The organism is Rahnella inusitata (assembly GCF_003263515.1).
Taxonomy (GTDB): domain Bacteria; phylum Pseudomonadota; class Gammaproteobacteria; order Enterobacterales; family Enterobacteriaceae; genus Rahnella; species Rahnella inusitata.
In genome coordinates this window covers 74,225-99,940 of sequence record NZ_JYDE01000014.1, presented here as the reverse complement: position 1 = coordinate 99,940, position 25,716 = coordinate 74,225, and the positions used below count along the sequence as shown (strand labels likewise).

Below are 25,716 nucleotides of genomic sequence, written 5' to 3'. Positions count from 1 at the left end.
CATGTACCCAGAACAGCAGCAGATTTACTGGTACTCCGGTTTGTATCTGCAACCACAGCATTTTCAGTCGGTAGATCTCCATCACAGCTACATGCTGGCGCAACAGCGCCAATTGGCACAGCCGTGGAACGTCGGCGTGATCGAGTGCGACATCAATCATGAAACGCTGGTCGATTTTTCGCTCAAAATTGACCATCTGCGCCTGATCCTGCCCTCGGGCTATTACCTCGAATATCCGGGTAATTGCCTGATCGAGCCACGCCAGTTTCGTGACGCCTGGAAACAGCGCGAGAAGCCTTTCACCTTGTGGCTGGCGCTGCGCCGTTTCGACCCGGATCATCCGAACGTCAGCACCGGCACCAGCAGCCGCTGGATCAACCAGGCCGATGACGGTGTGATGAAAGACGTTTATCACAAAGGTCCGGAAAGTGCCGTGCCGCGGATTGCCTACAACGTTCGCATCCTGAGCGAGGCAGAGAAAGAAACCGCCGTCGATTGCGAGTGCCTGCCGCTGCTGCAACTGCGTTATGACAACGACCGCGTGATTTTCGATCCGCGTTTCAGTCCGCCAGCGGTGACGCTGACCGGCTCCCCGGCGCTTAAAACGCTGCTGGAAGGCCTGCGCGCCGAACTCAGCAGCCGTGCCCACAAACTCGAAGAATATAAACGCCCCGATCAGCTGAGCAACGGCAGTAAAAGCGCCGGTGACATCACGCAGCTGCTGGCAATGCGTTCCCTCAACCGTGCGCTGCCGCTGCTTGAGCATTACTGCCGTGCGCCGATCATTCATCCGTGGCAAATCTATGGCCTGCTGGTGCAGCTGGTGGGGGAGATTTCGTCCTTTAACGACATGTGCTCATTCACCGGCGAATGGCTCGACGGTGGCGCATCGCTGTTGCCTTACGATCACTACAACCTGATCGACTGCTTCAGCAGTGTCAGGAAAACACTGATCGCCCTGCTCAACGGGCTGGCGCTGGAAGACAACACCTACATCACCCTGAAATCTGACGAACAGCGGATTTATCGCGGCGAGCTGATGCCCGGAGAAATCCCGCCGGCCAGTCAGGTATTGCTGCTGCTGCGGTCCGAAAAACTGGCGTCGTGGCACTTAACCTTTAAGACGGGCGGGGAATTCAAAATCGCACCGCAGAACGCCATCAGCGCCCTTATTCAGCACGCTCTGCCAGGTATCACCTCGGTGTGGGCGAACCCTTCACCACGCGGTGTGCCCGACCGAAAAGACTCCTGCTATTTTGTGCTGAACCGGCATGAAGATGGATGGAAAAGCGTCGAACAGCAAAAAAATGTCGCTTTTTACTGGGCTGATGCACCTGACGACTTACAGGTGCAACTGGTCTTTATGGTGCCCAACCAATGACACTCCTCGACTGCTATCTGCCCGTATTCAAACTGGCCGCCGAATTCGCGTATCAGTCTGCGCTTTTTGCCGATTACGACACCTTCCGCGCGATCTGCCTCTCCCGGATCGAGGGCGCAGTGAAGGACGCCGAGTATCAGGACGTGACCGATTTCGAGCGGGATCAGGCGTTCTTTGCCGTGGTGGTCTGGCTCGATGAAACCGTTCTGTGTTCGGCACAGCCCTTTGCGCAACGCTGGCGCTACGATTTGCTGCAACGCAAATACTTCCAGACCTCCATCGGCGGCGAGATGTTCTTTGTAAGGCTGAACGACCTGAAAGAAGAGCACCTTCAGGTGCGCCGCGTGTTCCTGTTTTGTCTGCAAAATGGATTCCACGGGAAATATAGCGCCGCACAGGACGGTCATGCTCTGAGCGTTCTCATCGGACAACAGCGCCAGCATTGCCTGCCTCATGCCTGGCAACAGTGGCCGAACGACGCACCGCTCACGCCGGTTAGCGTCAGAAAACGATCGTCGCTCGCCTCCTCAAAGGGCAACGTTGTGCTTGCCCTTCTGGGGCTGGCGGTGTTTTACGCCACCCTGGTGCTTCTTCAGGCCCTTTATTTTTCATAAGAACGTATGCTGAAAAAATTATTCATTTTCGCAGGATGGCTGCTGCTGCTATGTCTGGTGTTTCTCTTCTGCTGCACCCTCGGGCTCTGGCGCGAGTGGAGTACGGTCATGATTTTTGCAGTCTGGATAAGTGTGATGTTCGCGGCCTTGGTGCTGTGGAGCGCACTGCTCTGGCTGACACAGCTGATTAAAGAGAAGAAAGCACACCGCTTTTTCGAAAAATTTCGCCTTTCGCGCCGGGAATACGTGCTGTTTCAGCACTGGAAATCTGGCGCAGCGGTGGTGAAACGTATTCAGCGTAAACGTCCGCCGATCCCCTGGTATTTGTTGCTCGGCGACCGCTGCGGCAAAACGTCATTGCTCGCCGGATCGGGCCTGCCGATGTTCTCAAGTGATGAACATGATAATACTGTGGTGCCGACGCATACCCTGCGATGGTGGTTTTTCCGCAACGTTTGCATCCTCGACCTGTCCGGTAACTTCCTCAACGGGACACCCACTTTCCACCGGGCCTGGGGGAAAATGGTCGGTTGGATAGCCCGTGCGCCCGCGCCATCAGGCATTCTGATTGGTCTGTCGGTCACCGATCTCATCAATGAAGACGTCAGCGTGCTGCATGAGAAGGCGCGTAAAATCCGCGCCCAAATCGAACCCCTGACGCGCAAGCTTATGCGCCAATTGCCACTCTACATAATGGTGACACAGTGCGATAAATTCCCTGCTTTCAGCCTCTGGACGAAGCAGCTTTCCCCGGCTCAGCAACAGCAGGCGCTGGGATATTACTGGCCGACGCCGCCGGAAATCGACGGCAAAGACGTCTCGACGCTGCTGCCGCTTTTTACTGCGCTGAAAAAGGGCTTCGATCTTGCCCGCATCAGCATGGCTGGCGCGCCCGTTTCGGCAGAGGCAAAGGCCGCGCTGCTCGCGTTCCCGGAATCTTTCGCCCGACAGGAAGAGCCGCTGCGGGTTTTCCTCGCCTCGCTATGCGAACCCAACGCTTACTTCACTCCGGCTACGCTCGGTGGCGTGTGGTTTACAGCCAGTGAGCAACAGGATTTGAACAAAAGTCGCCGCACCACGTCCTTTGTTCACGATTTGCTGACGCACCATCTTCCGGCGTTCAGCGCCACTCGTGACGTGCAGTGGAATCACAACAAAAGACTGCGCGTGGTCCTGGGGGGATTGTTGCTACTGGGTTGCGTCGTTGCGCTGGGTTACAGCGCGCTGAAAAGCACAAAACTGATGCAGCACGACACGGCTTCGCTGTCCGCGACAGAGCTGGCGGAATTGCTGATGAAGAACGAAACGCATCGCGATGCACCGCTGGTGTATCTGCCTTTTGCGCACGTACTTAACCATCAACATCTGTGGGTTGAACAACGTTTGCGTACCCGGCTTCCGTCTCAGCCTATGAACACCAGCCAGCAGTTCGCGGCGTATGAACAACAATTTTTGACTGCGCCGTTGCAAACCCGGCGCCAGATGGTGATCCGTCTCGCTCAAACCCTGATTACCCGTCAGGCGATGCGTGACGGTGCCTCGCTGACGGCGCTGAGCCTGCGACCGCCTATCCCCCACGCCCTGCGCCTCAACGCCATCGATCCTTCCGCATCGCCGCACGCGCGACTGGCAATAGAGCGCTGGGAAATGCAACAACCGGGTGGCGAAAACCAACTGGCGGCTCTGCGTCGCCTGCTGTCAGTCCTCATCAATGATGACCGTACGCTGGCGTGGCTGACCGCGCCGGATAATAGCCTGCCTGCCCTTCAGGTCAGTGATTACTGGCCGCAGGTGCCCGCTACGCTCTCTGGGATCTGGACACTTCAGGGCGAAGCGCAACTCAACGCATGGGTGGATCTGATCGCGCAGGCAGGGAGCAAAACACAGCCGGAGCCGGCGCTGCAACAGTTTAAGCAGTCGCTGCCGGCTCTGCGCCAGAACGCCTGGCGTGATTTGCTGCTTACCGTGACTCCGTTGGTGCAAAATCAGGCAGCTCATTCCCTGACGCAAAACCAGCTGATTGCCATCGTTCAGGGGCAGAGTCCCGCCATGCTCTTTGCCCGGCGAATCGCTCTCGAACTCGACGATATTCCTGCGCAAAGTGCTCAGCCATGGCTGACAGAACTGCAAAAGTTACAGAATCTTCCGATGCAGGCGGCAGAAAATCCAACCCTGAAGAAAGTGCAACAGGTTGACACCACATTGCGTGGCGGGCTGACCAAATGGTTACGGGGCGGAAAATTACCGGCGGCCTCCCCTCTCGCCACGCCACAAACCGGCGCATGGAAGAAGTGGCTGGAATCGCTGAATGCGGCAGCATCAGAGGCGCTGAATCAGGCCGCTCTGAGTCCGGCGCTCACCAACGGGCTTTTCGCCACGGAGACGGATGCCAAAAACATTAATCCGCTGGTCACCCTGTTCGCCAGTTTTGAAAAGTTGCGCAAAATGTCGGAACCGCACAGTCAGGGAATTGGCGTGGAAGCGGTCTGGTCAATGTACAAAAGCGACGCCAGCGCGCTGCTTGGCCATGCGGTGTCCCGCTCCGGCTGCTGGCTCAATCAGCAGTGGCAAAGCAAGGTGCTGTGGGCGATGCGTAAGAATGCCCAGGAGGAGGATTATGACGCCCAGCAGGCGCTGACCTGGCAGTATCTGGCTGACTTCGTCCGTGGCCCAGCCAAAGGTTTGCTGGTGGTCAGCGATCAGGGGCCGCAGGCCGGTGAATTCCAGGGCCAGACGGTCCCGCTGACCGATGAGTTTGTGCGCATTGCCCGTCACATGCTGAACCCGGAAGACGTACTTGATGTGCCGCAGCGCCAGAACACACAAAACGCCGACCGAGTTACGGTGCTTAACGATCAGATTATGCAACTGACCGGGCAGCAAAAAGCGCTGGAAATCAAACCTTACAGCGTCGGCATTGTCAGCCAGCCAGCGACCGTACCGGAAGGCGCACGACTGATCCCCATTGGTTCCCGCCTGACGCTGGAATGCCAGAGCGGTGTCCAGGTGCTCGACAACATGAATTTTGCCGAAGAGGCACAGTTCATCTGGCTGCCGGGACAATGCCAGAGCGTAAAACTGGACGTCAAATTCCCCGAGTTCACCGCCAGCTACCGCTATAGCGGCAGTAGCGCATGGCCTGACTTCCTTCAGGCGTTTGCCCATGGCGAAGCGTTGATCGACGCCCATGATTTTGAAGATAACGCGGAGGCCATGACGGCGTTGAACATCCAACATGTGTTGCTGCGCTTTAAGATTTCCGACCAGAAGACGCTGCAAAGGGCGTGGATGGACTGGGCAAAGCTGGACGACCAGCTCGCGGTTCTCCAGGAACAGAAACAGGCGCTGGAAGAACAACAGCCAAGCGAAGAACCTTCTGCCGCGCTGCGCGGACAACTCTCCGGCTTGCCGGCAAATGCGGCTGAATGCCGGTAATTTACGTAAAGGATTTTTTATGAGCAGCTATTTAAAACGCATCGTAGACAAACTGACTCCGGAAAGCCGCGGCTGTCTGGATGCTGCCGTCAGTCAGGCCATTTCGCGCACCCATCATGAGGTGGACGTTGAGCATCTCTTACTGGCAATCATTATTCGCCACAGCAGCCTGATGGAAACCCTCAGTCTGGGCGCGGGGTTGCCCTCCGACGCCCTGCTCCGCGCCACGCAGCAAACGCTGAGCACCTTGCGAAGCGGCAACAGTCGTGCGCCGGTCTTCTCCTCCGGGCTGGTTGAGTGGCTGGAAAAAGCCTGGCTTCACGCCAGTGCAGGATGGGGACACACGCAGCTGGCACCGGCGGCGCTGCTGGCGTGCCTGCTGGATGCAAATACCGTGTCGCAGCTGAGCGATAGTGTGCAGAAGGCACTGAACTGCAATCGGGATGCGGCAGAAGCACTGCTGCTCGACGCCTGCCAGCCCGCAGAGGGCAGTGCGATGTCTTCGGAACACAACCACCACACCGCGCTCGGCAAATTTACCCGCAACCTCAGCGAACAGGCGCGTAACGGCCAGTTAGATCCGGTGCTGGGTCGCGAAGCGGAAATTCGCCAGATGATCGATATCCTTCTGCGTCGTCGTCAGAACAACCCGATCCTGACAGGTGAACCGGGCGTCGGCAAAACCGCGCTGGTGGAAGGTCTGGCGCTGCGCATCGCCGCCGGTAATGTGCCGGACGTGCTGAAATCGATGGAAGTGCTAACGCTGGATCTCGGCCTGCTTCAGGCAGGTGCCAGCGTAAAAGGTGAGTTTGAGAACCGCCTTCAGGCGCTGATGAAAGAAATCGCCAGCGCCCCGACGCCTGTCATTCTGTTTATCGACGAAGCCCATACTCTGATTGGTGCAGGCGGTCAGGCCGGGCAAAACGATGCGGCCAACCTGCTGAAACCGGCGCTGGCACGCGGTGAGCTGCGCGTCGTCGCGGCCACCACCTGGGCAGAATACAAAAAATATTTTGAGAAAGATGCCGCGCTGACCCGCCGCTTCCAGCTGGTGCAGGTCGCGGAGCCAGGTATCGACAGCGCCACCGCCATGCTGCGCGCCATTGCCCCGGCGATGTCCCGCCACCACGGCGTGCTGATCCTCGAAAGCGCGATCCATGCGGCGGTTTCACTTTCCAGCCGTTACATCGCAGGAAGACAACTGCCGGATAAATCCGTCAGCCTGCTCGATACCGCCTGCGCCCGCGTGGCGGTTTCCCAGTCGCATCATCCGAAAGAAATTGAGGATATTAACGCGCTGCTCACCAATCTGCGCACCGAGCGTGGCGCGCTGCAAAAAGAAGGTCAGCACGAGAAACGGCTGGCCGCACTGGCGCTTCGGGAAGGTGAACTGCTGGCCGATCTGGCCTATATCCAGCCGCTGTGGGAGCAACAAAAGACGCTGGTGCAACAATTGCAGGAAAGCCGTGATGAAAGCGCGATTACGCAGTGGCGCAATGAACTGGCGCTGTTGCATGAGGCCCACGCGCTGGTATTTGAATGCGTTGACGCGGCCTGTATCGCTGACGTGGTCTCCGGCTGGACGGGCGTTCCGCTCGGACGCATGGTGGAAAAAGAGCATCAGCAGTTGAGCGGGTTGCTTCACCGGCTGGAACAGCGCGTCATCGGCCAGCGTCACGCGCTGTCAACTATCGCGACGCAAATACGCATCAGCCGCGCCAACCTTAACGATCCGCTGAAACCGACCGGCGTATACATGCTGGCGGGCTCATCCGGCATCGGCAAAACCGAAACGGCGATGGTGCTGGCGGAGTTGTTGTACGGCGGCGAGCAAAGTCTGGTGACCATCAACATGTCGGAATACCAGGAAGCGCACAGCGTCTCCGGCCTGAAAGGTTCCCCGCCGGGCTATGTGGGTTACGGTCAGGGCGGCGTGCTGACTGAGGCGGTGAAACGCAATCCGTACAGCGTTGTTCTGCTCGATGAAGTAGAAAAAGCCCACCCGGATGTGATGGAGCTGTTTTATCAGGTGTTCGATAAAGGCGTGCTCGAAGATGCAGAAGGCCAGCTGATTAACTTCCGTAACACGTTGATTATCATGACCTCCAATCTGGCGAGCGCGAAGATAACCACGGCCTGCGCCGCAGGCGACGTCTCGCCGGAAGCACTTTGCGCGCTGATCCGCCCCGAGTTCGATCACGTCTTCCGCCCGGCGCTGATGGGCCGTGTCACGCTGATCCCGTATCTGCCGCTGGATCCTAAAACGCTGGCGCAAATCATCAGGCTTAAGCTGGACAAAATCTGCCTGCGTTACCACGCCGCCAGCAACGGCGAAGTACAACTGACTTACAGCGAGAGCGTGGTGACCTGGGTCGCCGGGCTGTGTCAGGTCAACCAGAGCGGTGCCCGCGATATTGATCAGGTTCTCAGCCAGCATACGCTGCCGCTGCTGGCCGACCAGCTGTTGCAGGAAGAAAAGGTCATTAAAGGCGGCCTGAAACTTGGCGTCAGTAAAGACAAACTGGTGACGTGGAAAAGCCATGAAAAAGATTAATCCTTCCGTGACGCCAGCCGATGTAAAAATCAGCTGTCACGATCCCCGCCATCATCAGGAATTTTTGCTGCTCAGCAACAGCGTTTACGGGTGGAAAGGTCACGTTCACGACCGTTCATGGTGGCTGACGCAGGAAAACCAGTGTCTGGAAATTTTTGAGCGCCACGGCTATGACCTGCAAAGCGGTGTCTGGTTTTGCCTGATCAGCTGCCAGCGCCACGGCTGGGCCGGTATGGCCAACGCGACATTGTTGCTGGCCGAAGCCTTTGGCAGAAAACAGCGTCAGTGCTGGCCGCCTTTAGCGGCCACCGATCTGCGCCAACAGATTATCGAATGGTATGCCACCCACGCCGCGACCAGTGTGTACGGATTGCCGCTAAACAGTGCAGAAATCGAAACTCTTACGCAGCTTGAAGCCGCAGTGTCGATGATGCTCGTCCATGCGCTGAACCTGCAATCGCGCAGTCAGGCGGCGTTGCGCAACCTGCTCGATTACCTTCAGTCGAGCCGGCAATCGCTGCAAAAACGGGCGCTGACGGTAAAACCCGCTGTTCCCGTCCCTGCGCCGTTGCCTTTCGTGTCCGCTGCGCAACCTCTCCCTGTGCAACCTCTCTCAGCGCTGACGCAGCTGCCCCCGCCGCGCCCGTGGAAAGCCTGGATAACCGGCGGCATGGCCGGTATCGCCCTGACACTGTGCGCGGTAAGCGCGGCTCACTGGCTGGTACAACCTTCGACAGCTTTACGTTTAAACGCGTTCTGGCCGGACAATCCGTTATCCGCACGCTGGCAAAACCGCTTCGCGGAACAAAACGCCAGTCTGCCGAAGATCAACAGCTGGGCATTGGTGAATAAACAGCTGAACGAGCTGGAACAGCGACTGCTGGACGCCGAGCAAAAGCGCAAATCCTATATGACGATTTCGGAACTGAAAACGGCCATCTATCAGATGCGTCAAACCCTCCAGCAAGGCGGCGAACCGGTTCTGGCGCAGCTTGATGACGTGCAGAAAAAGCTTGATAACAAACAGCCGGTCAGCAATGCAGAAATCAGCGCGATCTCTCAGCGACTGGAGGCGTTAAATAGCCGGTTGACTCAGTTGACAAATAAATAACACAAAAGCCAGAGCGTTTTTGCTCTGGCTTTTTGAGAGGGTGACAATCTTATGAGGATTTTATATTACTTATCATGCTTACCCACTGAAAACATCATCACTTTATGTTCACTTTGACGGACGATGAATTTCATACGTTTATCTTTCGATAACCGTCCACTCCAAAGTTCATACTTATCTTTTTGATTGGTTAATTTAATGTCCCATCGGCGTTTTTCGAAATTAATATCTAACGGTGACATATTACTTTCATTAACTGCCCGCACAAATTCTTGATATTTTTTCATCGCCGCACCATCAAGATCAATGCTCGTGAGTTCACTCATATCCACAGTCCAGCGGGGTTCATTTTGTGTGAATTTAGGTGCGCTGCCTCCTTTCTTTATTGCTCCCCGCGACGTCTCTGGCTCGGCAAAGACATGGTTCGATGAACGCCATCTTTTCTCGGGTTTAGGCTGTGGCGAAGGGGGGATCGATTTCGCCGAGACAGTCCGGTCATTAAATGGAGGAATAAAATCAGGCAGTCTGGGCAGAACATTGGCAGCAGAAAAAAATGGATGTTGCACCAGTTTTTGCTGAGTCACACGTTTTGATGCTTTTCTGCGGTCTCTGAGCCGATTCTTCTTAAAGAAAGGTATTTCAGCCGTAACAGGCTGTTCTTCTGAAGCGGAAAAATATACCTCGTCCGAATCACTTTCGTAGAAAAAATCTAACGCATCCTGATATTCTGTGTCATGTATAGGCATGTCATTCATAATCCATTATGTGAGTTTGTTATTATGAAGGATTTCACGTCGCCGGGATACAAATATCAATATACCAATGCGACTTCCATCAGAATAATAAATATCTGACATTCTGCTGAGATGACTGTGATAACAAAATTGCAAAAACTTTCCAAAATAGCGGCAACGCGCGCGAATGATTTCAGCACGCGTTACCTTTATTTCCCTTCCATGTACGCCTTGAAAAGTTACTTCAGATTCTCTTTGAAGAACGATGCCAGTTTGGCAAAGGGGATCAGATCGGTACGGTCGTATAGATCTACATGACCCGCACCGGGAACGATATACAGCTCTTTCGGTTGCCCCGCGAGCTTATAAGCGTTTTCACTGAATTCTTTGGAATGCGCCTGATCGCCAGTAATAAACAGCATCGGACGCGGCGAAATGGTTTCAATATCGTTAAACGGATAGAAGTTCATGAACTTCACGTTGCTGGTCAGCGTCGGGTGCGTGGTCAGCTGTGGGGAAGACCCCTTTGGCGTGAATTCGCCGCGCGGAGTACGGTAAAAATCGTAGAACTCTTTGGCTATCGGTGGAGAGTTTTCATCAATTTTATGCGGCGTGCCGCTGGTGTATTTGATTTCACCGCCGGTGAATTCTGCGTAACGTTGTTCAGCCGCTTCGGCGATAATTTGCTTGCGCTGCTCCAGCGTTAAGGAATTGTTTAGCGCGTGACGGTTCGCCGACCCCATGTCATACATGCTGACGGTCGCAATCGCTCTCATGCGCGGATCAATTTTCGCCGCGCTGATCACGAAACTGCCGCTTCCGCAGATCCCTAACACCCCGATACGATTTCTGTCGATGAACGAACGTGTGCCGAGGTAATCCACTGCGGCGCTAAAATCCTCAGCGTAGATATCCGGCGCAACGGCGTTACGCGGCTTCCCTTCACTTTCACCCCAGAAAGAAATATCAATTGCCAGTGTCACAAAGCCCTGCTCTGCCAGTTTTTGTGCATACAAATTGGAACTCTGCTCTTTTACTGCCCCCATTGGATGACCAATAACAATGGCGGGATTTTTGGCGCTCTGATTCATATCTTTCGGAATAAAAAGATTCCCGGTGACGTTCATCTGGTACTGGTTTTTAAACGTCACCTTTTGCTGCGTCACTTTATCGCTTTGGTAAAAATTATCTGCACCGTTCGACATATCCGCAGCAGTGGCCGCAAACGAGCTGATCAACAATCCGAACAACATACTTAAAGCTCTCATGAGAATATCCTCAGTAGGTTTCGTCAGTGGGCGTACGTTCGCCCGGTTAAAAATACGCTCGCCGTCAGCGTGCACGGCAGTGAGTGATAAAGGTCAGGATGGCCGCCAGTGTCAGCAATGCGCCGCTGAGACCGAACGTGCTCTGCCAGCCCACGTGGTCAAAGGCCAGTCCGCCTGCGGTAGAGCCCAGAGCAATCGAAAGCTGCACTACGGCGACCATCAGTCCACCACCGGCCTCGGCATTGTCAGGGAAGGTTTTCGCCACCCAAGACCACCATCCGACCGGTGCCGCCGTCGCCACCAGCCCCCAGAGACCCAACAGCACAACGACCAGCCAGAGCGTATGGCCGGATACCATCAGCATCACGGCAATGACTGCCATCACCAGCGGAATGGCAGTCAGCGTCGGGTAATGGCCCGCACGCAGAAAGAAACCGATAATCAGCGTCCCGATAAAACCGGCAATGCCGATGCTCAGCAAAATAAGTGACAGCGTGGAGACGTTGACGCGAGTCACCGTTTCAAGGAACGGGCGCAGATAAGTGAACAGTGCAAACTGGCCCATGAAAAACAACCCGCAAGCCGCCATGCCGAGAGCGACCAAAGGATTTTTGAACAGACGCAAGACATTGCCTGAGGATTTTTCACCCCGCACAGGGGGCATTGAAGGCAGGCTGACCCCCTGCCAGATAAACGCCACCAGCGCGACCGGCACGAGGCAAAAGAAGGCACCACGCCAGCCCATCACCGAGCCCAGATAACTGCCGAGCGGCGCGGCAATCACCATCGCCAGCGCATTGCCGCCGTTAAAAATCGCCAGTGCGCGGGGCACCTGATCCTCAGGCACCAGCCGGAGCGCCAGCGCCGCCGACATCGACCAAAATCCGCCGATGACAACCCCGATCAGTGCACGCCCCGCCATGTAGGTGAGATAATTGGGGGCGAGCGCGATCACCGCGCCGGAGAGGGCCATCAGTACCGTCAGCCCTAACAGCAGCAGCTTGCGGTCAATGTTTCCGGCCAGCCGGGATATCGACAAACTGGTCAGCACGGCCAGTGCGCCGGATATCGCGATCCCCTGTCCGGCCAGCCCTTCGCTGACGCCCAGATCGCGGGAAACCGGTGACAGCAGACTGACGGGCATAAACTCCGAGGCGACCAGCGCAAATACACACAGGGTTATCGCCCACACCCCGGTCCAATGCGCGCTGGTGCTATCGTCCGGCAGGGTGTTATCAATGGAAGTCGTCACTTTTTATTACCTTTTTCATTTGGCCTGATAAATTTTGGGCGAGCCGGTGGCGGTCTTTATTCAGGGAATAAAAACTTAAATAACATAAAGTTACCGGAATTAAGCAAAACTCCCGATTCTGATCTTTTCGGGTTTCTGCTTGCTGAGAATTCTACAGCGAGAGTATATTCTGACTAGGTAATGAATCCTTAATGGGGTTATAAGCCCTGCTTATAAATAGAAATCTAAGAAGGTGTAATGAAGCGTAATCTCAACGATCTGATGGCATTTGTGACGGTCGCGCGTGAGGGCAGTTTCACCCGCGCAGCCGCCCAGCTTGGCGTCACGCAGCCCGCACTGAGCCAGACCATCACCGCTCTGGAGAATCGTATGGAGATCCGGCTGCTGACGCGCACGACGCGAAACGTGTCACCGACGGTGGCGGGCGAGCGCTTGCTTGCGGCGATTGGTTCCCGCTTTGATGAGATTGAAGCAGAACTGGATATGCTGACGGAGATGCGTGATAAGCCTGCCGGTACGGTGCGTATCACCTGCGGACCTCATGTTCTTAAAACCTTGCTGTTACCCAAACTGTCGCCGTTATTGCGTAATTACCCTGATATCCATCTGGAGTTTGATGCCAACCACGGTTTTCGCAATATTGTTGCCGACAGGTTTGACGCCGGTGTGCGACTGGGCGACACCATCGATAAAGATATGATCGCCATGCCGATCAGCCCTCAGCTGCGCATGGCGGCAGTAGCCTCCCCGGAGTATTTCAGTTCGCATCCGATTCCGCTCACGCCGCATGATTTGCTGGATCACAACTGCATGAATATGCGGCAGGCCACGTCGGGAGGGCTTTACGTCTGGGAATTTGATAATGAAGAGGGGCCGGTGAATGTGCGGGTTAACGGCCAGCTGACGTTTAACACCTCTGCGCACATGGTGGATGCAGCCTTAGCCGGGCTGGGCATCGCATTTTTACCGGAAGAAGAGTTTGCCCCACACCTTGAGGAAGGCCGCCTGATCCGGGTTCTGGATGCGTGGTGTATTCCCTTCCCCGGTTATTACCTGTATTACCCCAGCAGAAAACAGCACTCTCCGGCGTTTTCACTGGTGATGGAAGCGCTGAAGCTGACGTGATGTGAGTCTCCGGCAAGGTTGTCAGTGACTTTCCCGGACATTCATTACTTTGCGCAACTGGGCCACATCTTTCAGCGGCGGCAGGCCGAAGACGCGGGCGTAGTCACGGTTAAACTGCGGCACGCTGCGATACCCCACTTCCTGGGCCACGTAGGTAACGCTTTGCTGTCGTCCTAACAACATCGTTCTGGCGTGCAACAGCCGGACGCGTTTTTGATACTGTAACGGGCTCATGGCGGTGACAGCTTTAAAGTGACGATGAAACGCTGAGACGCTCATCGCTTCCCGCCCGGCCAGTGATTCCACCACAAACTCTTCGGCAAAATTGTGTCGCAGCCACTGGATCGCATTGCTTATCCGCGCCAGCATGGTGCCCGGTGAAGCGATGTCCCGCAGCATCCAGCCATGTGGCCCTTTCAGGACGTGATAGAGAATTTCGCGCTCGTAGACCGGCGCAAGTGCGGGAATGTCATCAGGGGTTTTCATCAGACGCAGCATTCTCACCCACGCATCCAGCAGCTCCGGCGTTACAGACGCCACCGAGAATCCGCCCTCCGGCCTGTTGTTCATCATCGACGGCGATAACCCCTCCAGCAATGTCGCCACGCGCTGAGGATCAATGGTCAGGCTCACCGCCAGATAAGGTTCGCCGGTGACTGCCGGATGGACTTCACCCACCGCCGGTAAATCCACCGACATCACAAAGTACGAGGCCGGGTCATAGTTGAAGACCTTTTCCCCCACCGTCATAGTTTTGCTGCCGGTGAGGATCAGATTGATCATCGGCTCGTAGACCGCCGCCAGCGCCGCCGCCGGGATTTTGCCTTGCACCATTGCCACGCGTGGAATGCCCGTCTCTGTCCGCCAGTTACCGGCGTGGGCGGCCAGGCCGCGCAGTTCATCGAGCTGGAATACTGGATCCATGTTCTGCCTCCCCGGCATTTTCGTTGTGGCGAGCTTAAAGCAGAAACAGGCAAGAATCGAGCAGGAACGCGGAAGCCGCTGCGCCCTGAGTCCCATAGTCTTACTGCACACAAGCAAACCGGCAGGAAACATCATGAAAGTTATTCTTATCACAGGCGCCAGCAGCGGCATTGGTGCCAGCACCGCCCTTGAGTGCGCAGCGCGCGGCATGGGCGTGATCCTCACATGGCACCGTCATCCACAAGCGGCTGAGCAGGTGGTCCGCCAAATCGAAAAAGCGGGCGGTCAGGCCGTAGCGGTACAACTTGACGTTTCGCGCTCAGAGACCTTTCCGGCGTTTCGCGCACAGCTGGAAGCATTGTTGCCGCGTATCTGGCATCGTTCTGATTTTGACGTGCTGATCAACAACGCCGGTTTTGGACTGTTTAATCCGATTGAAACCGTGACGGAAAGCGAATTCGACAGCCTGTTCAATGTGCACCTGAAAGGACCGTTTTTCCTGACGCAGACGCTGTTGCCGTTACTGGCCGGGGGCGGCCACATCGTGAATGTCACCAGCGCAACGACACGCGTTGCCACAGCGGGCGTCGCACCTTATGCCGCATTCAAAGGCGGACTAGAAGTGCTGACGCGCTATATGGCAAAAGAGTTCGGCCCGCGCCGTATCCGCGCTAATTCCATTTCACCGGGAGCAATCCGTACCGGGCTGGGCGGCGGCCTGAACGATGAGTTTGAAGCCTTGCTGGCTTCGCAGACCGCACTCGGGCGCGTTGGCGAACCAGAGGATGTCGCGAAGGCGATTGCCGGGCTGATTTCAGACGACAGCCGTTGGATCAATGCGCAATCCATCGAAGTCGCCGGTGGCTACCATATTTAAGGTTAAAGGAGATTCTATGCTCGATCACATTTTTATATCAGTCAGTGATACCGCCCGCTCGGTGGCGTTTTACACCGCCGCGCTGGCTCCGCTCGGCATTACCGCCCGCGTCGATTACGACGGCAAAGACGGCCCGCCGGGGCATCCCAACCTCAACGGTTTTGGGGCGAAGGGTCGGATATTCTTCTGGTTGCGGGAAGGCAAAACGGCGGGCGATGCGACACATGTCGGATTTGTCGCCAACAATAAAATGGAAGTGGACGAAGCCTACGCCGCCGCTATTCGGGCGGGAGCTAAAGATAATGGCGCACCGGGCGTACGGCTTTATTACGATCCCCGCTATTACGCCGCCGGGGTTATCGACCCGGACGGCTACACGCTGGAGTTTGTGTATAAAAGCTGGCAACACGGGTCATAAAGCCCCATTCGCCTCACGCACAAAATCAATAAACGCCTGCAAAGGCGCAGGGATCAGGCGGCGGTCGTTGTAATAAAGATACAGTCCGGAGAATGACAGCCACCACGGCTGCAATATCGCCTCGAGCTGGCCGCTGTCGATAGCGGGCCGCAGCCACTCTTCGAAAAGATAGATGATTCCGGTACCGGCAATAGCCGTTCCCAGCGCCAGATCTACCGCGCCGCCGACACTGACCACCAGCGGCCCTTTCACCTCCACGCTGAGCCTCTCGCCTTCGCGCTCAAATTCCCAGGGGGGCATAACGCCGCTGGCGAAGCGTCCGCGTAGGCACTGATGCTGTATCAGATCACGGGGATGCGCCGGTCGTCCATGCACATCGAGATACGCCGGGGACGCCGCAGCGGCAAAGCGCTGAATACGCGGTCCGATGGGAATGGCGACCACATCCTGCTCCAGCCGTTCGTCATAACGGATCCCGGCATCGCAGCCGTCGCGAAACACATCCTGCACGTTACTTTCGGCGACGATTTCCAGCTGAATATCGGGATAACGCCGCAAAAACTCCGGCACCAGCGCCGGCAAGACCAGCCGAGCAGCGCTGACCGGCACATTAAGTCGCAGCGTGCCGCCGGGAGTGTTGCGATAACGATTAAGGGCATCCAGCGCGGCATCCACTTCGTTCATTGCCGGTAACAGACGGTCGATTAACGCCCTGCCCGCTTCGGTCAACACCACGGTGCGCGTAGTTCGGTGAAACAGCCGGATACCGAGTTGCTGTTCCGCGCGGCGCACCGCGTCACTTAACCGCGATGCATTACTGCCCGTCACCCGCGCCGCCTCCCGAAAACCACCGGCTTTCGCCACTTCCACCACCGCGTGCAGCAGTGCGATATCCATCGACATTGTGCGTCACTCCGTACAGTTTGTCCTGATTTCACCGGATAGTTGCACAGCCAGTTCCCCGATACAATCAATGCACACTTACAGGAGAACCCCATGTCAAAACCTACAATGACTTACCGTCTCGGCGATCGTGAAGTTGGGCGCTTAGGCTATGGCGCAATGCAGCTCGCTGGCCCCGGCGTTTTCGGCCCGGTGAAAGACGAAGCACGGGCGATTCAGGTATTGCGTGACGCCGTCGCCTCCGGCATTAATCACATCGACACCAGCGACTTTTACGGCCCGCACTACACTAACCAGCTGATCAAGAAGGCACTACACCCCTATTCCGACGATCTGTGCATCGTCACCAAAGTCAGCGCCCGCCGCGATGAAAAAGGCGGTTGGATCCCGGCGTTTAGCCCGGAAGAGCTGACCAGCGCGGTCGAAGATAACCTGCGCAATCTTGGGCTGAAAAGCATGGAAGTGGTGAATTTGCGCAGCATGCTCGACATTCACCAACCAAAGGAAGGATCGCTGGAGCCTCAGCTGGAAACGCTGATTAAACTGAAAGAACGCGGTTTGATTCGCCATATCGGCCTGAGCAACGTGACCGCCAGACAGGTCGCCGATGCGCGGAAAATGACGCCGATAGTCTGCGTGCAGAACATGTACAACCTCGCCAATCGTCACGACGATGCGCTGGTCGATCAGCTGGCCGAACAGGGCATTGCCTACGTACCGTTCTTCCCGCTGGGTGGCTTCTCGCCGTTGCAGTCCACGCAGCTCAATGAAGTGGCCGCTGAACTTAATGCGACGCCTATGCAGGTCGCGCTCGCCTGGCTGCTCAAACGCTCCCCTAATATTCTGCTGATCCCCGGCACTTCATCCCCGCAGCATTTGCAGGAGAATCTGGCCAGCGGTCAGCTGACGCTGTCGGATGACGTGATGGAAAAACTGAACGGGATGGGAAGTTAAGGGAAACCCAAATAGGGGCGGAGATGGCATTACCGCCCCTTATTCATTCGTGAGATATTTTTCTTGAGGAAATTATTACGCGCGTATCTGCTGCACATCAGAATGCTTAATATGACATTAGCCCTACGCCAGAGAATATAAACAGGTTCATAGTAAATTATGGATTAATGCTTATAAGATTAAAGCTGAGAATACCCCATTAAAACCTCATGCAGTTTATTTACCCGCACTTACTGAACAGCCTTGCTGGTATGTCCGGCGACCTTATCCATCAATCCACAAAGAGAGTTCTTTGGAGGCCAGGCCGGAGGGTCTTTGCGTAACGTCTGTCGTCATCACGATATGACTATTGCGATCAAAAAATAATTTTAACAGAACCTGCTGCCCCTTTGGGCCCACTGTATAACAACTGTCTCTGAATTTATCCGCCTGTACTGCGGTGAATATTTCTCAATCTTTCTCTCGCCTTTCTTACGGAAGAAGGTGATCGATATCTGCCACCCACTGAAAAAATGAGGAAAAAGTATTATTGTTCATAAACTAATGAAAAATCTTACCACAGTGAGTCGATGACTTTACTCCCGCCATTTAAAATAAAATTTTTGAAAAGATTTTCTTGGGCTCGGGGAGGTTGCCTATAACTTCATTCACCTAATAAATGAAATTGGTTTAATGAATTCAAGAAAATAATGTTTTGTTGTGACAGTAAAGAAAAACTCTGAGCTCATCGCTATCTCTCTTGAAACAGGCAGGGGATTTTCTAACGGAAACTCTTAGTCTGATATTTTTAGATTTTTTTAAAGAAAACACTTTATGATTTCATGTTAGTTAATTCCCTAAAAATAATAGCGGAATGAAATAAATTCCTATTTTTTCAATCTGATAGTTATTTTTGGTGTCACCATTAAGAACGATTAAATAGAAACCCTACTGTAAGTCGAAAAACATGTCGCATCATCCTTATCATGATGAGTATTGCTTAATTTTAGTTAAGTAATATCATACTTCCCTTGACGCTAAATTAAATGTATCAGTATTGGCGCTTTTATATGTTTTACATAATCCGTTCGTGGCCTTGCAGGAAGCAAAGCTCTATTTTTCTGCATGTCGCAAAATAATAATTTCTCACCTCGTCAGCGTTACTCATGACGTCTCTAATAAGAGTCCGATTTGATTAGACCGTTACAACGGTCATTATTTTGATTTTGACCCTAAAGTGTCATCAAACAGTGTCATCTTTCAAACGTGGTTCATTTCACGGACTTATTTCCTCTGATGAAATATATTAGCTATATAACAATGAGTTATGAGTGATTTACTTTAAAGGAATATGTAATGCATCTTCATAAAAAAATGATTTTGGCTCTGACGCTGTCTTCGCTTTCTGCCATGACCTTCGCAGCATCTCTCCCGCTCTCCCCGCAAATCATCGCCCACCGTGGCGGAACCGCCGATGCTCCGGAAAATACGGTTCCGGCAATCAAACTGGCGCTTGAGAATAAAGCTGATGCAGTCTGGATCACCGTCCAGCTTTCCAGAGATGGCATTCCCGTCCTTTACCGGCCTTCAGACCTGAGCAGTCTGACCCAGGAGAAAGGCGCCGTTTCGCATTACACCGCGAAAGAGCTGGCGCAGATGGACGCTGGCTGGGCATTTGGAACCGCAACAGATCATCCGTACCGCGATAAACATATCGGTATTCCGCAGCTGGACACTGTTCTGAAGACTTTCCCGACGACGACGTTTTATATCGACATCAAAACACCGGATGCAGATCCTCAGCAAATGGCCGCAGCATTGAGCAAGGTCTTGCAGGAGACTCACAGCCTGCAAAGAACACGTATTTATTCTACAGACTCTCGCTATCTCAGCGTACTTCCCGCCACGTTGCCGAAATTTGAAAGCCGCGATATGACGCGCACTGCGCTGGCGAATATCACGATGGCGCATCAGTGTCAGATCAAAGCCGACAAACAGCCGCGCTGGTATGCGCTTGAAATGAAACGGGAAGTGGAAGTTGTCGAAAAATACACATTAGGTGAGGCGCGTTCAAAAGCCACGCTGGAATGGGATAAAGAGGCGATGGATTGTTTCCGCTCGCAAGGCGAGGCGCACATCATTTTAATTGGCATAAATGACGAAGCGGATTATAAACAAGCGAAATCACTTGGCGCGGACGGTGTGCTGGTAAACTCTCCGGCGCTGTTTAAAACGCTTCTTCGTTAATAAAAAAGCCGGAAGTTCCCCCACGAAACTTCCGGCTCTTACATCATAACACTTTGCTTAAGAACTCTTTGGTACGCGGATTGGTCGGCGCGGTAAACAGTTGCACCGGTGGCCCCTGCTCCTGAATCACACCCTGATCGATAAACACCACCCGGTCCGCCACTTCGCGGGCAAACCCCATCTCATGGGTAACGATCACCATGGTCATGCCTTCGAGCGCCAGCTGTTTCATGACGGACAGTACTTCGCCAACCAGTTCAGGATCGAGCGCAGAGGTCGGTTCGTCGAACAAAATGATCGACGGTTCCATCGCCAGCGCACGGGCAATCGCCACGCGCTGCTGTTGACCGCCGGAAAGACTGGAGGGCCAGGCGTCGATTTTGTCGATAAGCCCGACCTTTTGCAGCAACTTTTCAGCGCGCGAAACCGCTTCTGCTTTCGACAAACCTTTCAATGACATGGGTGCCATGATCAGGTTTTCCAGCACGGTCATGTGCGGGAAAAGATTGAAGCGCTGAAACACCATCCCGACGCCGGAACGCAGCGTGTTCAGGTTGGTTTTCGGATCGTGAACCGCATAACCATTAACCACCACTTCGCCGCCGTTGGGCTTTTCCAGCGCATTCAGGCAGCGCAGGAAAGTGCTTTTGCCGGAGCCAGACGGGCCGATGATACACACCACTTCTTTCTCTGCGATATCACACGAGATGCCGCGCAAAACGTGGGTTTCACCGAACTGTTTCTGTAAATCCTTAACGTGAATCACTTTTGCCAAACCTCTTTTCCATGTGTTGAACGAGCAGACAGTTTAAAGTTAAGTAACATAATGATTTTAAATAATTATTTTTGAGTTTGGTTGAGTAAAAACAGGCGAAAGGCGAAGTTTGCAAGTCTCTGAATTCACGATGAATTAAATTAGTTTTGCAGAAGAGGTTTTAGAAGGCAACGGATTTTCTTTACGTGATTTTTCTACTCGTAAATGAGGTGCTTACGACTGGGACTTAACATATTAAAAAAATGAAAATAGCATTGAAGATGACGCAGCATCAGCGCGAGGGATATAATTTAATTGATTGATTTTTAATGATAAAATAAATACATAAGTAAGCAAGCCAATGAAAAAACTCCTCTTTGCAAGTTACTGATTTATTGCAGTATAAATTTTGTTTTGCAGAAGGAATTTTTTCTTAGAACCGTCTAAGATGAGTTTAGCTGACACAAGATTAGCAAGCCTGCCAAGGCCATGAGTACATGCCTACTGATAGCCCGCCGTTGACGCGGGCTCTTTTTTAAATACAGGGCTTATCGCCAAACACATCATTCTTGGCATCGTAGATGATATGCGTCAGCACCAGCTCGTCATCTGTGAATACTTCCCCGAACTAAATGAAGACGTTTTGTCTGCCAAAGACTCGAGCCCGTGCCGCAGAATTGTCACCAGACGCCAATTCTCCGTTGATTCGTGCCAGTAGCAAATGAGCGCAAATAGAAACTCGGCTACCGAGCCGGTTTTTTGTGCCTGTAATCTGGAAAAATCACCGCCCTGCACTATTCTCATACCAGCTGGCACAAGATCAGCAAGCCTGCCAAGGCCGTGAGTACCTACCTACTGATAGCCCGACGTTAACTCGGGCTTTTTTTTCGATTCAAATCTGGCAATCAGCGCACCGCAGACTACCCTTAACTCAGCTGACACAAGATCAGCAGGCTAATCAAGGCCATGTTCTATTCATACCCTTATAAAAGCCCGCCTAGACACGGGCTCTTTTTTTACCTGTGTTATGGTGAATCTCTAAGCATTAGCTAATCTTTAGAATGGGTGGAGTAACCGCCATCTAGAAGCGTAATATTGATACCTTTGATTTTTGCCCGCCTTTAACGCGGGCTCTTTTTTACTAATCAAAACGCTGGGATTTCTTTAACTACTAAACCATATTTCATAAGCCAAATTTTCAAGAGCTACTATTATGCTTTCGGGAGCATCGCTCTCGTTCCGAAACTAAATTTTGTGATAATTCACTGGCCTTCGTTCGCGAGGGCTTTTTTACGCTCTAACACTTCCCCATTGAGCGAACACAGCCACTTTTGAGTAGTTATCCTATAGATTGAATAATTATTACCGCGCTATGCTTATCATGTTCTACCCGAACAAATTTCCAATGTAAAAACTGATGTTTATTGCCCGCATGTCGCGGGCTTTTTTATGATTTCTTTATCAGTAAGTCTACTGCATGCCTATATCTGTTCTTGTATTGCATATGGGTAACTTCTTGATGCTGCCTTTCGAGATATGTAATGATATTTTCTACACTCACCACTTTCCCTTGCTCAAGTACAGCCAAGACTGCGTCGCCTATTTCTTTTCTTACTATTAAATTCTCTTCTTCAGTTTGCATATCTACCTCAAGTATTTTTTAACTAATATTAGCACACGGAATTTTCTTAACCTTTCACATGTATGGCGTATCGTCAAATACATCATTCTTGGGGACACGAGACCAATACAATTACAGACTTTGTGTAGGACGATTGGTAAGCGTCTACAGGATTCCGATGTGGACTGAATCTCGCAGGATATTGTCAATCTTAAAGTTTGGCAAATTGCTGCGATGAATTGAAAGATAAGACCATAGGCAGCACGTCGTTCTAACCAATGTCTGCTCTGTGCCATTAGCGCTCAGTACAACCAAAACAATATGCTAACGATGGGAAGGAGATTTGTCAGCATGACTTTCCGTTTGCGCTAAACGTGATCGCCGGCAGCGTACTGGCGCTGACAAATCGAACCTGAAACAAAAGAAAGAGAGGGATCTGCTGAGACGCAATCATAACGCCTTTAACCTTATAGGTTGGTACACTGTGTTGGAGTCGAAACAGCGACCTGTCGCGCCGAACACAATTGCTTTGCCTGCAGAGCTAACGGTGTATAAGTTGATAACAGAGTAGCCATTAACGATGGAGCCGCCGCTTAGGAAAGGAACCAACTCCGATGAATAGATTGGATTTTCGCAGAAGGAAATTCGCATCGATAAAATGACGTATGGTCATGTTTATCTCTAACCGGATTAATACTGTTAGTTATTAATGACTAACCTTCATGAATTTACGATTAAAATATTCAGTACCTGTGTCACCCCCATTTATTAGAATAAATATCGCCAAAGTCAAAAAAAACACTTTCTTCTTTTTTCTCAATGAACTGTTATACCTTTAAAGGTAAAAGCATAAAAAACAAGGAAAATACATGATAAGAAAAGTCTTAAATAATATACGGATTTTTTTATGCGGCTAATCTTGTTTAGGCGAACCCACTCACAAAGGTAATTAAAATGTCTATTTCCACTTTGAAAGAATTGTTTATTCATGATTTATCTGATGTTTATAGCGCAGAGCGTCAAATAACTAAAGCACTGCCAAAAATGGCCCGTGCTGCTACCGATCCTAAACTTATCGAAGCGTTTAAATCTCATCTGGAAGAAACGCAGGGTCAGATTGAACGGTTAGATCAGGTAGTAGAGACATCTGACGAAATCCGGATAAAGCGCATGAAATGCCATGCTATGGAGGGACTCGTTGAAGAAGCGCAGGAACTGATCGACTCCGTCGAAAAAGGCGAAGTGCTGGATGCAGGGCTCATCGGTGCGGCGCAAAAAGTCGAGCACTATGAAATTGCAACCTATGGCACTCTGGCGGCTCTGGCAAAAAAATTAGGCTACACTCAGGCGGCAAAATTGTTGGAAGAAACGCTGCAGGAAGAAAAAAATACTGATCAGAAACTCACCGCCATCGCGGGTTCAGCCTCCCCGCAAAAAGCACGTTGATCGATACTCACCAGGAGTGTCAGTACCACGTCAAGAGAGGCAAATGTCTATGACTAAATCAAAGGCGTATGACAATTATGTCGACTGGGTGCGTGATGCCCATGCAATGGAAAAACAAGCCGAGTCCATGTTAACCGGGATGGCAGAACGCCTGAAACATCATCCGCGTCTAAAAGAGCGTATCATGTAGCACATTACGGAAACGCAGGATCAGCAGCGTTTGATCGAAGGGGTGCTGGAGAGGCTCGATAAGTCCCGCTCGGTGTTGAAAGATGCTGCGGGTAAGATGACCGCCATGGGGCAGGCTCTAGGGGGCATGCTTGCCAGCGATGAAGTAGTCAAAGGCGGGATCAGCGGTTATGTCTTTGAACATTTCGAAATTGCCAGTTATAACGCGCTGATCGTGGCCGCGGAAGCCGTTGGCGATATTGAGGGTGCCAAGGTCTTTCAAAAAATCAAAGCTCAGGAAGAACAGATGGCATAATGGCTAGAAGAAAACCTACCGGCGGTCACCGAAAAGTATCTTACTCTGCTGGACACACCTGATAGGGACGCAAGCCGTTAACCAGCCTGAAGCTTTTGAATGATAAACGCCCGCGAAAGCGGGCGTTTATTTTAGTCATTCAGTAAGGTTACCAACCTCGATAGTGAGAAATGTGCAGCCTGATACACGACGCTCTCGGGCGAACCTTCAAAGTGTTGCTTCTCGACCGAGGTTCTTCCTTCCCCTAAATACCAGGCAAACCAGATTGTTCCCGCCGGCGTGCCGTCCTTTCCCCCGTCAGGGCCCGCGTAGCCACTCACGGCCAGTGCAACCTGCGTTTTGGCCATACGGCAAGCACCTTCTGCCATTTGCGCAACCACTTCGGCGCTCACAGCTGTATAGGCGCTGATAGAATCGGGTTTTACACCTAACATAACGGTTTTTGCCGTGTCATCATATGTGACAAACCCGCTGGCGTAATACGCTCCACCTGCAGAAGCCGCACTGAGTGCCGTACTAATCACGCCCCCTGTGCACGACTCTGCGCTTGCCAGGTTAACTCCATGTTTCTTCAATTTTTTCAGGACTCGGTGTGCTTCATTCAACAATAGCAGTTTCACGCTTACTCCTTATCACGCGCCTAATATTAAGAAACCTTGTGGTTTTGTCCTCTCTCTGGTAGGTATTTTTGCCTGGAAATTGCCAGACAGAAGAAGCTTAACTAATCTTTAAGGTGGATGTAGTGACTACCATCCTGAAGTACAAGTAATGTTGATACATTTGATATTTAGCCCGCCCACCGGGCGGGCTTTTTTAGGCATCGGAAAGCTTTCCAATGATATGTTGGTAATAATCGGCCTGCAGTTCGTTAGGACTGCTGAGGCGTTTGTTGGCGCAGATTTTTATCAGATTTTCACGACTAATTTCGTAGCCATTTTGGCGCAAACCAAAGACAATATCCCCAAGAATTACACACATCTCGACGTACTTTTCTGATTCGTCCATATGTTAACCTCATTACTATAATTTGGCTTAACCTTGTTAATAGGTTAGGAAAGCCTGTAATGATCGGCAAGAGAAGAAATTTATATACATGGCGTATCGTCGAAAACGTCATTCCTAGCATCATAGATGATATGCGTCACCACCCCCTCGATCACCAGCTCGTCATCTGTGAATGCTTCCCCAAATTCAATGAAGACATTTTTGTCTGCCAAAGACTCAAGCCCGCGACGCAGGATTGTCACCAGCCGCCACACATCCATCTCACCGTTGATTTGCGCCAGCAGCAGATTACCGTCGACCGGTTTGATTGCCGGGTCTATCAGCAGCATCGTGCCGGAGTTGATATGCTTCCCGTGGTACCGCTCGGCGATGTACAGGCGAGATGCCGGGCCGGTGCAGTTACAGACTTTGTTCAGGTCGATTCGCGACTCAACGTAATCGCTTGCAGGGGATGGAAATCCCATTTCAAAGCCCTCCATTTGGGTTGAAGAGTAAGAAAGTCCGGGCGTCACCCTCTACAGTCGAGACATCGCTAAACGTATTGACGTAAATTTCGATCCATCGATTCGCTTCCCGCAATCCCCAGTGCCAGTTTCTCTTCGCAAGTTCAGCCACGAAATCCTCAGTAGT

The 25,716-nt window shown here is 52.6% G+C and carries 21 protein-coding genes and 1 pseudogene; 12 read left to right on the top strand and 10 right to left on the bottom strand.

The window, feature by feature from the left end:
• Position 1 precedes the first annotated feature (1 nt).
• The 5 genes from tssK to TU92_RS08395 are packed head-to-tail and all read left to right on the top strand — an operon-like array spanning position 2 to position 9,095.
• Positions 2–1,381 (top strand): type VI secretion system baseplate subunit TssK, encoded by a 1,380-nt coding sequence (gene tssK / locus TU92_RS08415; protein ID WP_112166146.1) that lies wholly within the window; start codon positions 2–4, stop codon positions 1,379–1,381.
• Positions 1,378–1,995, top strand: a complete 618-nt coding sequence (locus TU92_RS08410) for a DotU family type IV/VI secretion system protein (protein ID WP_112166144.1) — start codon at positions 1,378–1,380, stop codon at positions 1,993–1,995. Before tssK ends, TU92_RS08410 begins: the two co-directional genes overlap by 4 nt.
• 6 nt (positions 1,996–2,001) lie before the next feature.
• Complete coding sequence (locus TU92_RS08405) at positions 2,002–5,430, top strand: type VI secretion protein IcmF/TssM N-terminal domain-containing protein (RefSeq protein ID WP_112166142.1); 3,429 nt, start codon at positions 2,002–2,004, stop codon at positions 5,428–5,430.
• Between the two features lie 19 nt (positions 5,431–5,449).
• Entirely contained in the window at positions 5,450–7,984 is a 2,535-nt protein-coding gene (tssH, locus tag TU92_RS08400; protein WP_112166255.1) for a type VI secretion system ATPase TssH, read from the top strand.
• Positions 7,971–9,095 carry a VasL domain-containing protein gene (locus tag TU92_RS08395; RefSeq protein ID WP_112166140.1) on the top strand — a complete coding sequence of 375 codons (1,125 nt, stop codon included), beginning with the start codon at positions 7,971–7,973 and terminating at the stop codon, positions 9,093–9,095. The genes tssH and TU92_RS08395 overlap by 14 nt, the downstream gene beginning before the upstream one ends.
• Positions 9,096–9,160: 65 nt before the next feature.
• Here TU92_RS08395 and TU92_RS08390 read toward each other — a convergent pair whose 3' ends face one another.
• From TU92_RS08390 to TU92_RS08380, 3 genes are all read right to left on the bottom strand, one after another.
• Positions 9,161–9,841: a hypothetical protein gene (locus TU92_RS08390; protein WP_112166138.1), complete on the bottom strand. Its 681-nt coding sequence runs from the start codon at positions 9,839–9,841 to the stop codon at positions 9,161–9,163.
• A gap of 227 nt (positions 9,842–10,068) precedes the next feature.
• Positions 10,069–11,097, bottom strand: a complete 1,029-nt coding sequence (locus TU92_RS08385) for an alpha/beta hydrolase (protein WP_112166136.1) — start codon at positions 11,095–11,097, stop codon at positions 10,069–10,071.
• Between the two features lie 64 nt (positions 11,098–11,161).
• Positions 11,162–12,349: an MFS transporter gene (locus TU92_RS08380; RefSeq protein ID WP_244207776.1), complete on the bottom strand. Its 1,188-nt coding sequence runs from the start codon at positions 12,347–12,349 to the stop codon at positions 11,162–11,164.
• 237 nt (positions 12,350–12,586) lie between these two features.
• Between TU92_RS08380 and TU92_RS08375 the strand changes: the two genes are divergently transcribed.
• On the top strand, positions 12,587–13,474 hold the full coding sequence (locus tag TU92_RS08375) for a LysR family transcriptional regulator (RefSeq protein WP_112166134.1): 888 nt from the start codon (positions 12,587–12,589) through the stop codon (positions 13,472–13,474).
• Positions 13,475–13,495: 21 nt separating this feature from the next.
• Here TU92_RS08375 and TU92_RS08370 read toward each other — a convergent pair whose 3' ends face one another.
• Positions 13,496–14,398: an AraC family transcriptional regulator gene (locus TU92_RS08370; RefSeq protein ID WP_213052728.1), complete on the bottom strand. Its 903-nt coding sequence runs from the start codon at positions 14,396–14,398 to the stop codon at positions 13,496–13,498.
• 133 nt (positions 14,399–14,531) lie between these two features.
• Here TU92_RS08370 and TU92_RS08365 point away from each other — a divergent pair, with 133 nt between their 5' ends.
• Positions 14,532–15,275 (top strand): SDR family NAD(P)-dependent oxidoreductase, encoded by a 744-nt coding sequence (locus tag TU92_RS08365; protein WP_112166132.1) that lies wholly within the window; start codon positions 14,532–14,534, stop codon positions 15,273–15,275.
• A gap of 16 nt (positions 15,276–15,291) precedes the next feature.
• The gene (locus TU92_RS08360; RefSeq protein ID WP_112166130.1) at positions 15,292–15,693 is read left to right on the top strand and encodes a VOC family protein; all 402 of its coding nucleotides are present in this window, start codon (positions 15,292–15,294) and stop codon (positions 15,691–15,693) included.
• Here TU92_RS08360 and TU92_RS08355 read toward each other — a convergent pair.
• Positions 15,688–16,596: a LysR family transcriptional regulator gene (locus TU92_RS08355; RefSeq protein ID WP_112166129.1), complete on the bottom strand. Its 909-nt coding sequence runs from the start codon at positions 16,594–16,596 to the stop codon at positions 15,688–15,690. The genes TU92_RS08360 and TU92_RS08355 overlap by 6 nt on opposite strands.
• A 93-nt stretch (positions 16,597–16,689) precedes the next feature.
• Between TU92_RS08355 and TU92_RS08350 the strand changes: the two genes are divergently transcribed.
• Both TU92_RS08350 and TU92_RS08345 read left to right on the top strand, forming a co-directional pair.
• Entirely contained in the window at positions 16,690–17,550 is an 861-nt protein-coding gene (locus TU92_RS08350; RefSeq protein WP_112166127.1) for an aldo/keto reductase family oxidoreductase, read from the top strand.
• Between the two features lie 1,335 nt (positions 17,551–18,885).
• The gene (locus tag TU92_RS08345; protein WP_112166125.1) at positions 18,886–19,776 is read left to right on the top strand and encodes a glycerophosphodiester phosphodiesterase family protein; all 891 of its coding nucleotides are present in this window, start codon (positions 18,886–18,888) and stop codon (positions 19,774–19,776) included.
• A gap of 43 nt (positions 19,777–19,819) precedes the next feature.
• Here the strand turns inward: TU92_RS08345 and TU92_RS08340 are convergent, their stop codons facing one another.
• The gene (locus TU92_RS08340; RefSeq protein ID WP_112166249.1) at positions 19,820–20,542 is read right to left on the bottom strand and encodes an amino acid ABC transporter ATP-binding protein; all 723 of its coding nucleotides are present in this window, start codon (positions 20,540–20,542) and stop codon (positions 19,820–19,822) included.
• Between the two features lie 1,435 nt (positions 20,543–21,977).
• A complete protein-coding gene (locus TU92_RS08335; RefSeq protein ID WP_112166123.1) occupies positions 21,978–22,172 on the bottom strand; it encodes a hypothetical protein in 195 nt (64 codons plus the stop codon).
• Positions 22,173–23,105: 933 nt separating this feature from the next.
• Here TU92_RS08335 and TU92_RS08330 point away from each other — a divergent pair.
• Together TU92_RS08330 and TU92_RS08325 are read left to right on the top strand one after the other, a co-directional pair.
• The gene (locus TU92_RS08330; RefSeq protein ID WP_112166121.1) at positions 23,106–23,597 is read left to right on the top strand and encodes a YciE/YciF ferroxidase family protein; all 492 of its coding nucleotides are present in this window, start codon (positions 23,106–23,108) and stop codon (positions 23,595–23,597) included.
• 49 nt (positions 23,598–23,646) lie between these two features.
• Positions 23,647–24,162 (top strand): annotated as a pseudogene (locus TU92_RS08325) (ferritin-like domain-containing protein).
• A gap of 50 nt (positions 24,163–24,212) precedes the next feature.
• On the opposite strand, the gene TU92_RS08320 reads toward TU92_RS08325, so the two are convergent.
• The 3 genes from TU92_RS08320 to TU92_RS08310 all read right to left on the bottom strand — a co-directional run bounded on the left by TU92_RS08320 (position 24,213) and on the right by TU92_RS08310 (position 25,550).
• On the bottom strand, positions 24,213–24,701 hold the full coding sequence (locus TU92_RS08320; protein WP_112166119.1) for a CinA family protein: 489 nt from the start codon (positions 24,699–24,701) through the stop codon (positions 24,213–24,215).
• Between the two features lie 193 nt (positions 24,702–24,894).
• Complete coding sequence (locus tag TU92_RS08315) at positions 24,895–25,086, bottom strand: DUF2767 family protein (RefSeq protein ID WP_112166117.1); 192 nt, start codon at positions 25,084–25,086, stop codon at positions 24,895–24,897.
• Between the two features lie 80 nt (positions 25,087–25,166).
• Positions 25,167–25,550 carry a S24/S26 family peptidase gene (locus TU92_RS08310; RefSeq protein ID WP_112166115.1) on the bottom strand — a complete coding sequence of 128 codons (384 nt, stop codon included), beginning with the start codon at positions 25,548–25,550 and terminating at the stop codon, positions 25,167–25,169.
• Between the last annotated feature and the right edge of the window lie 166 nt (positions 25,551–25,716).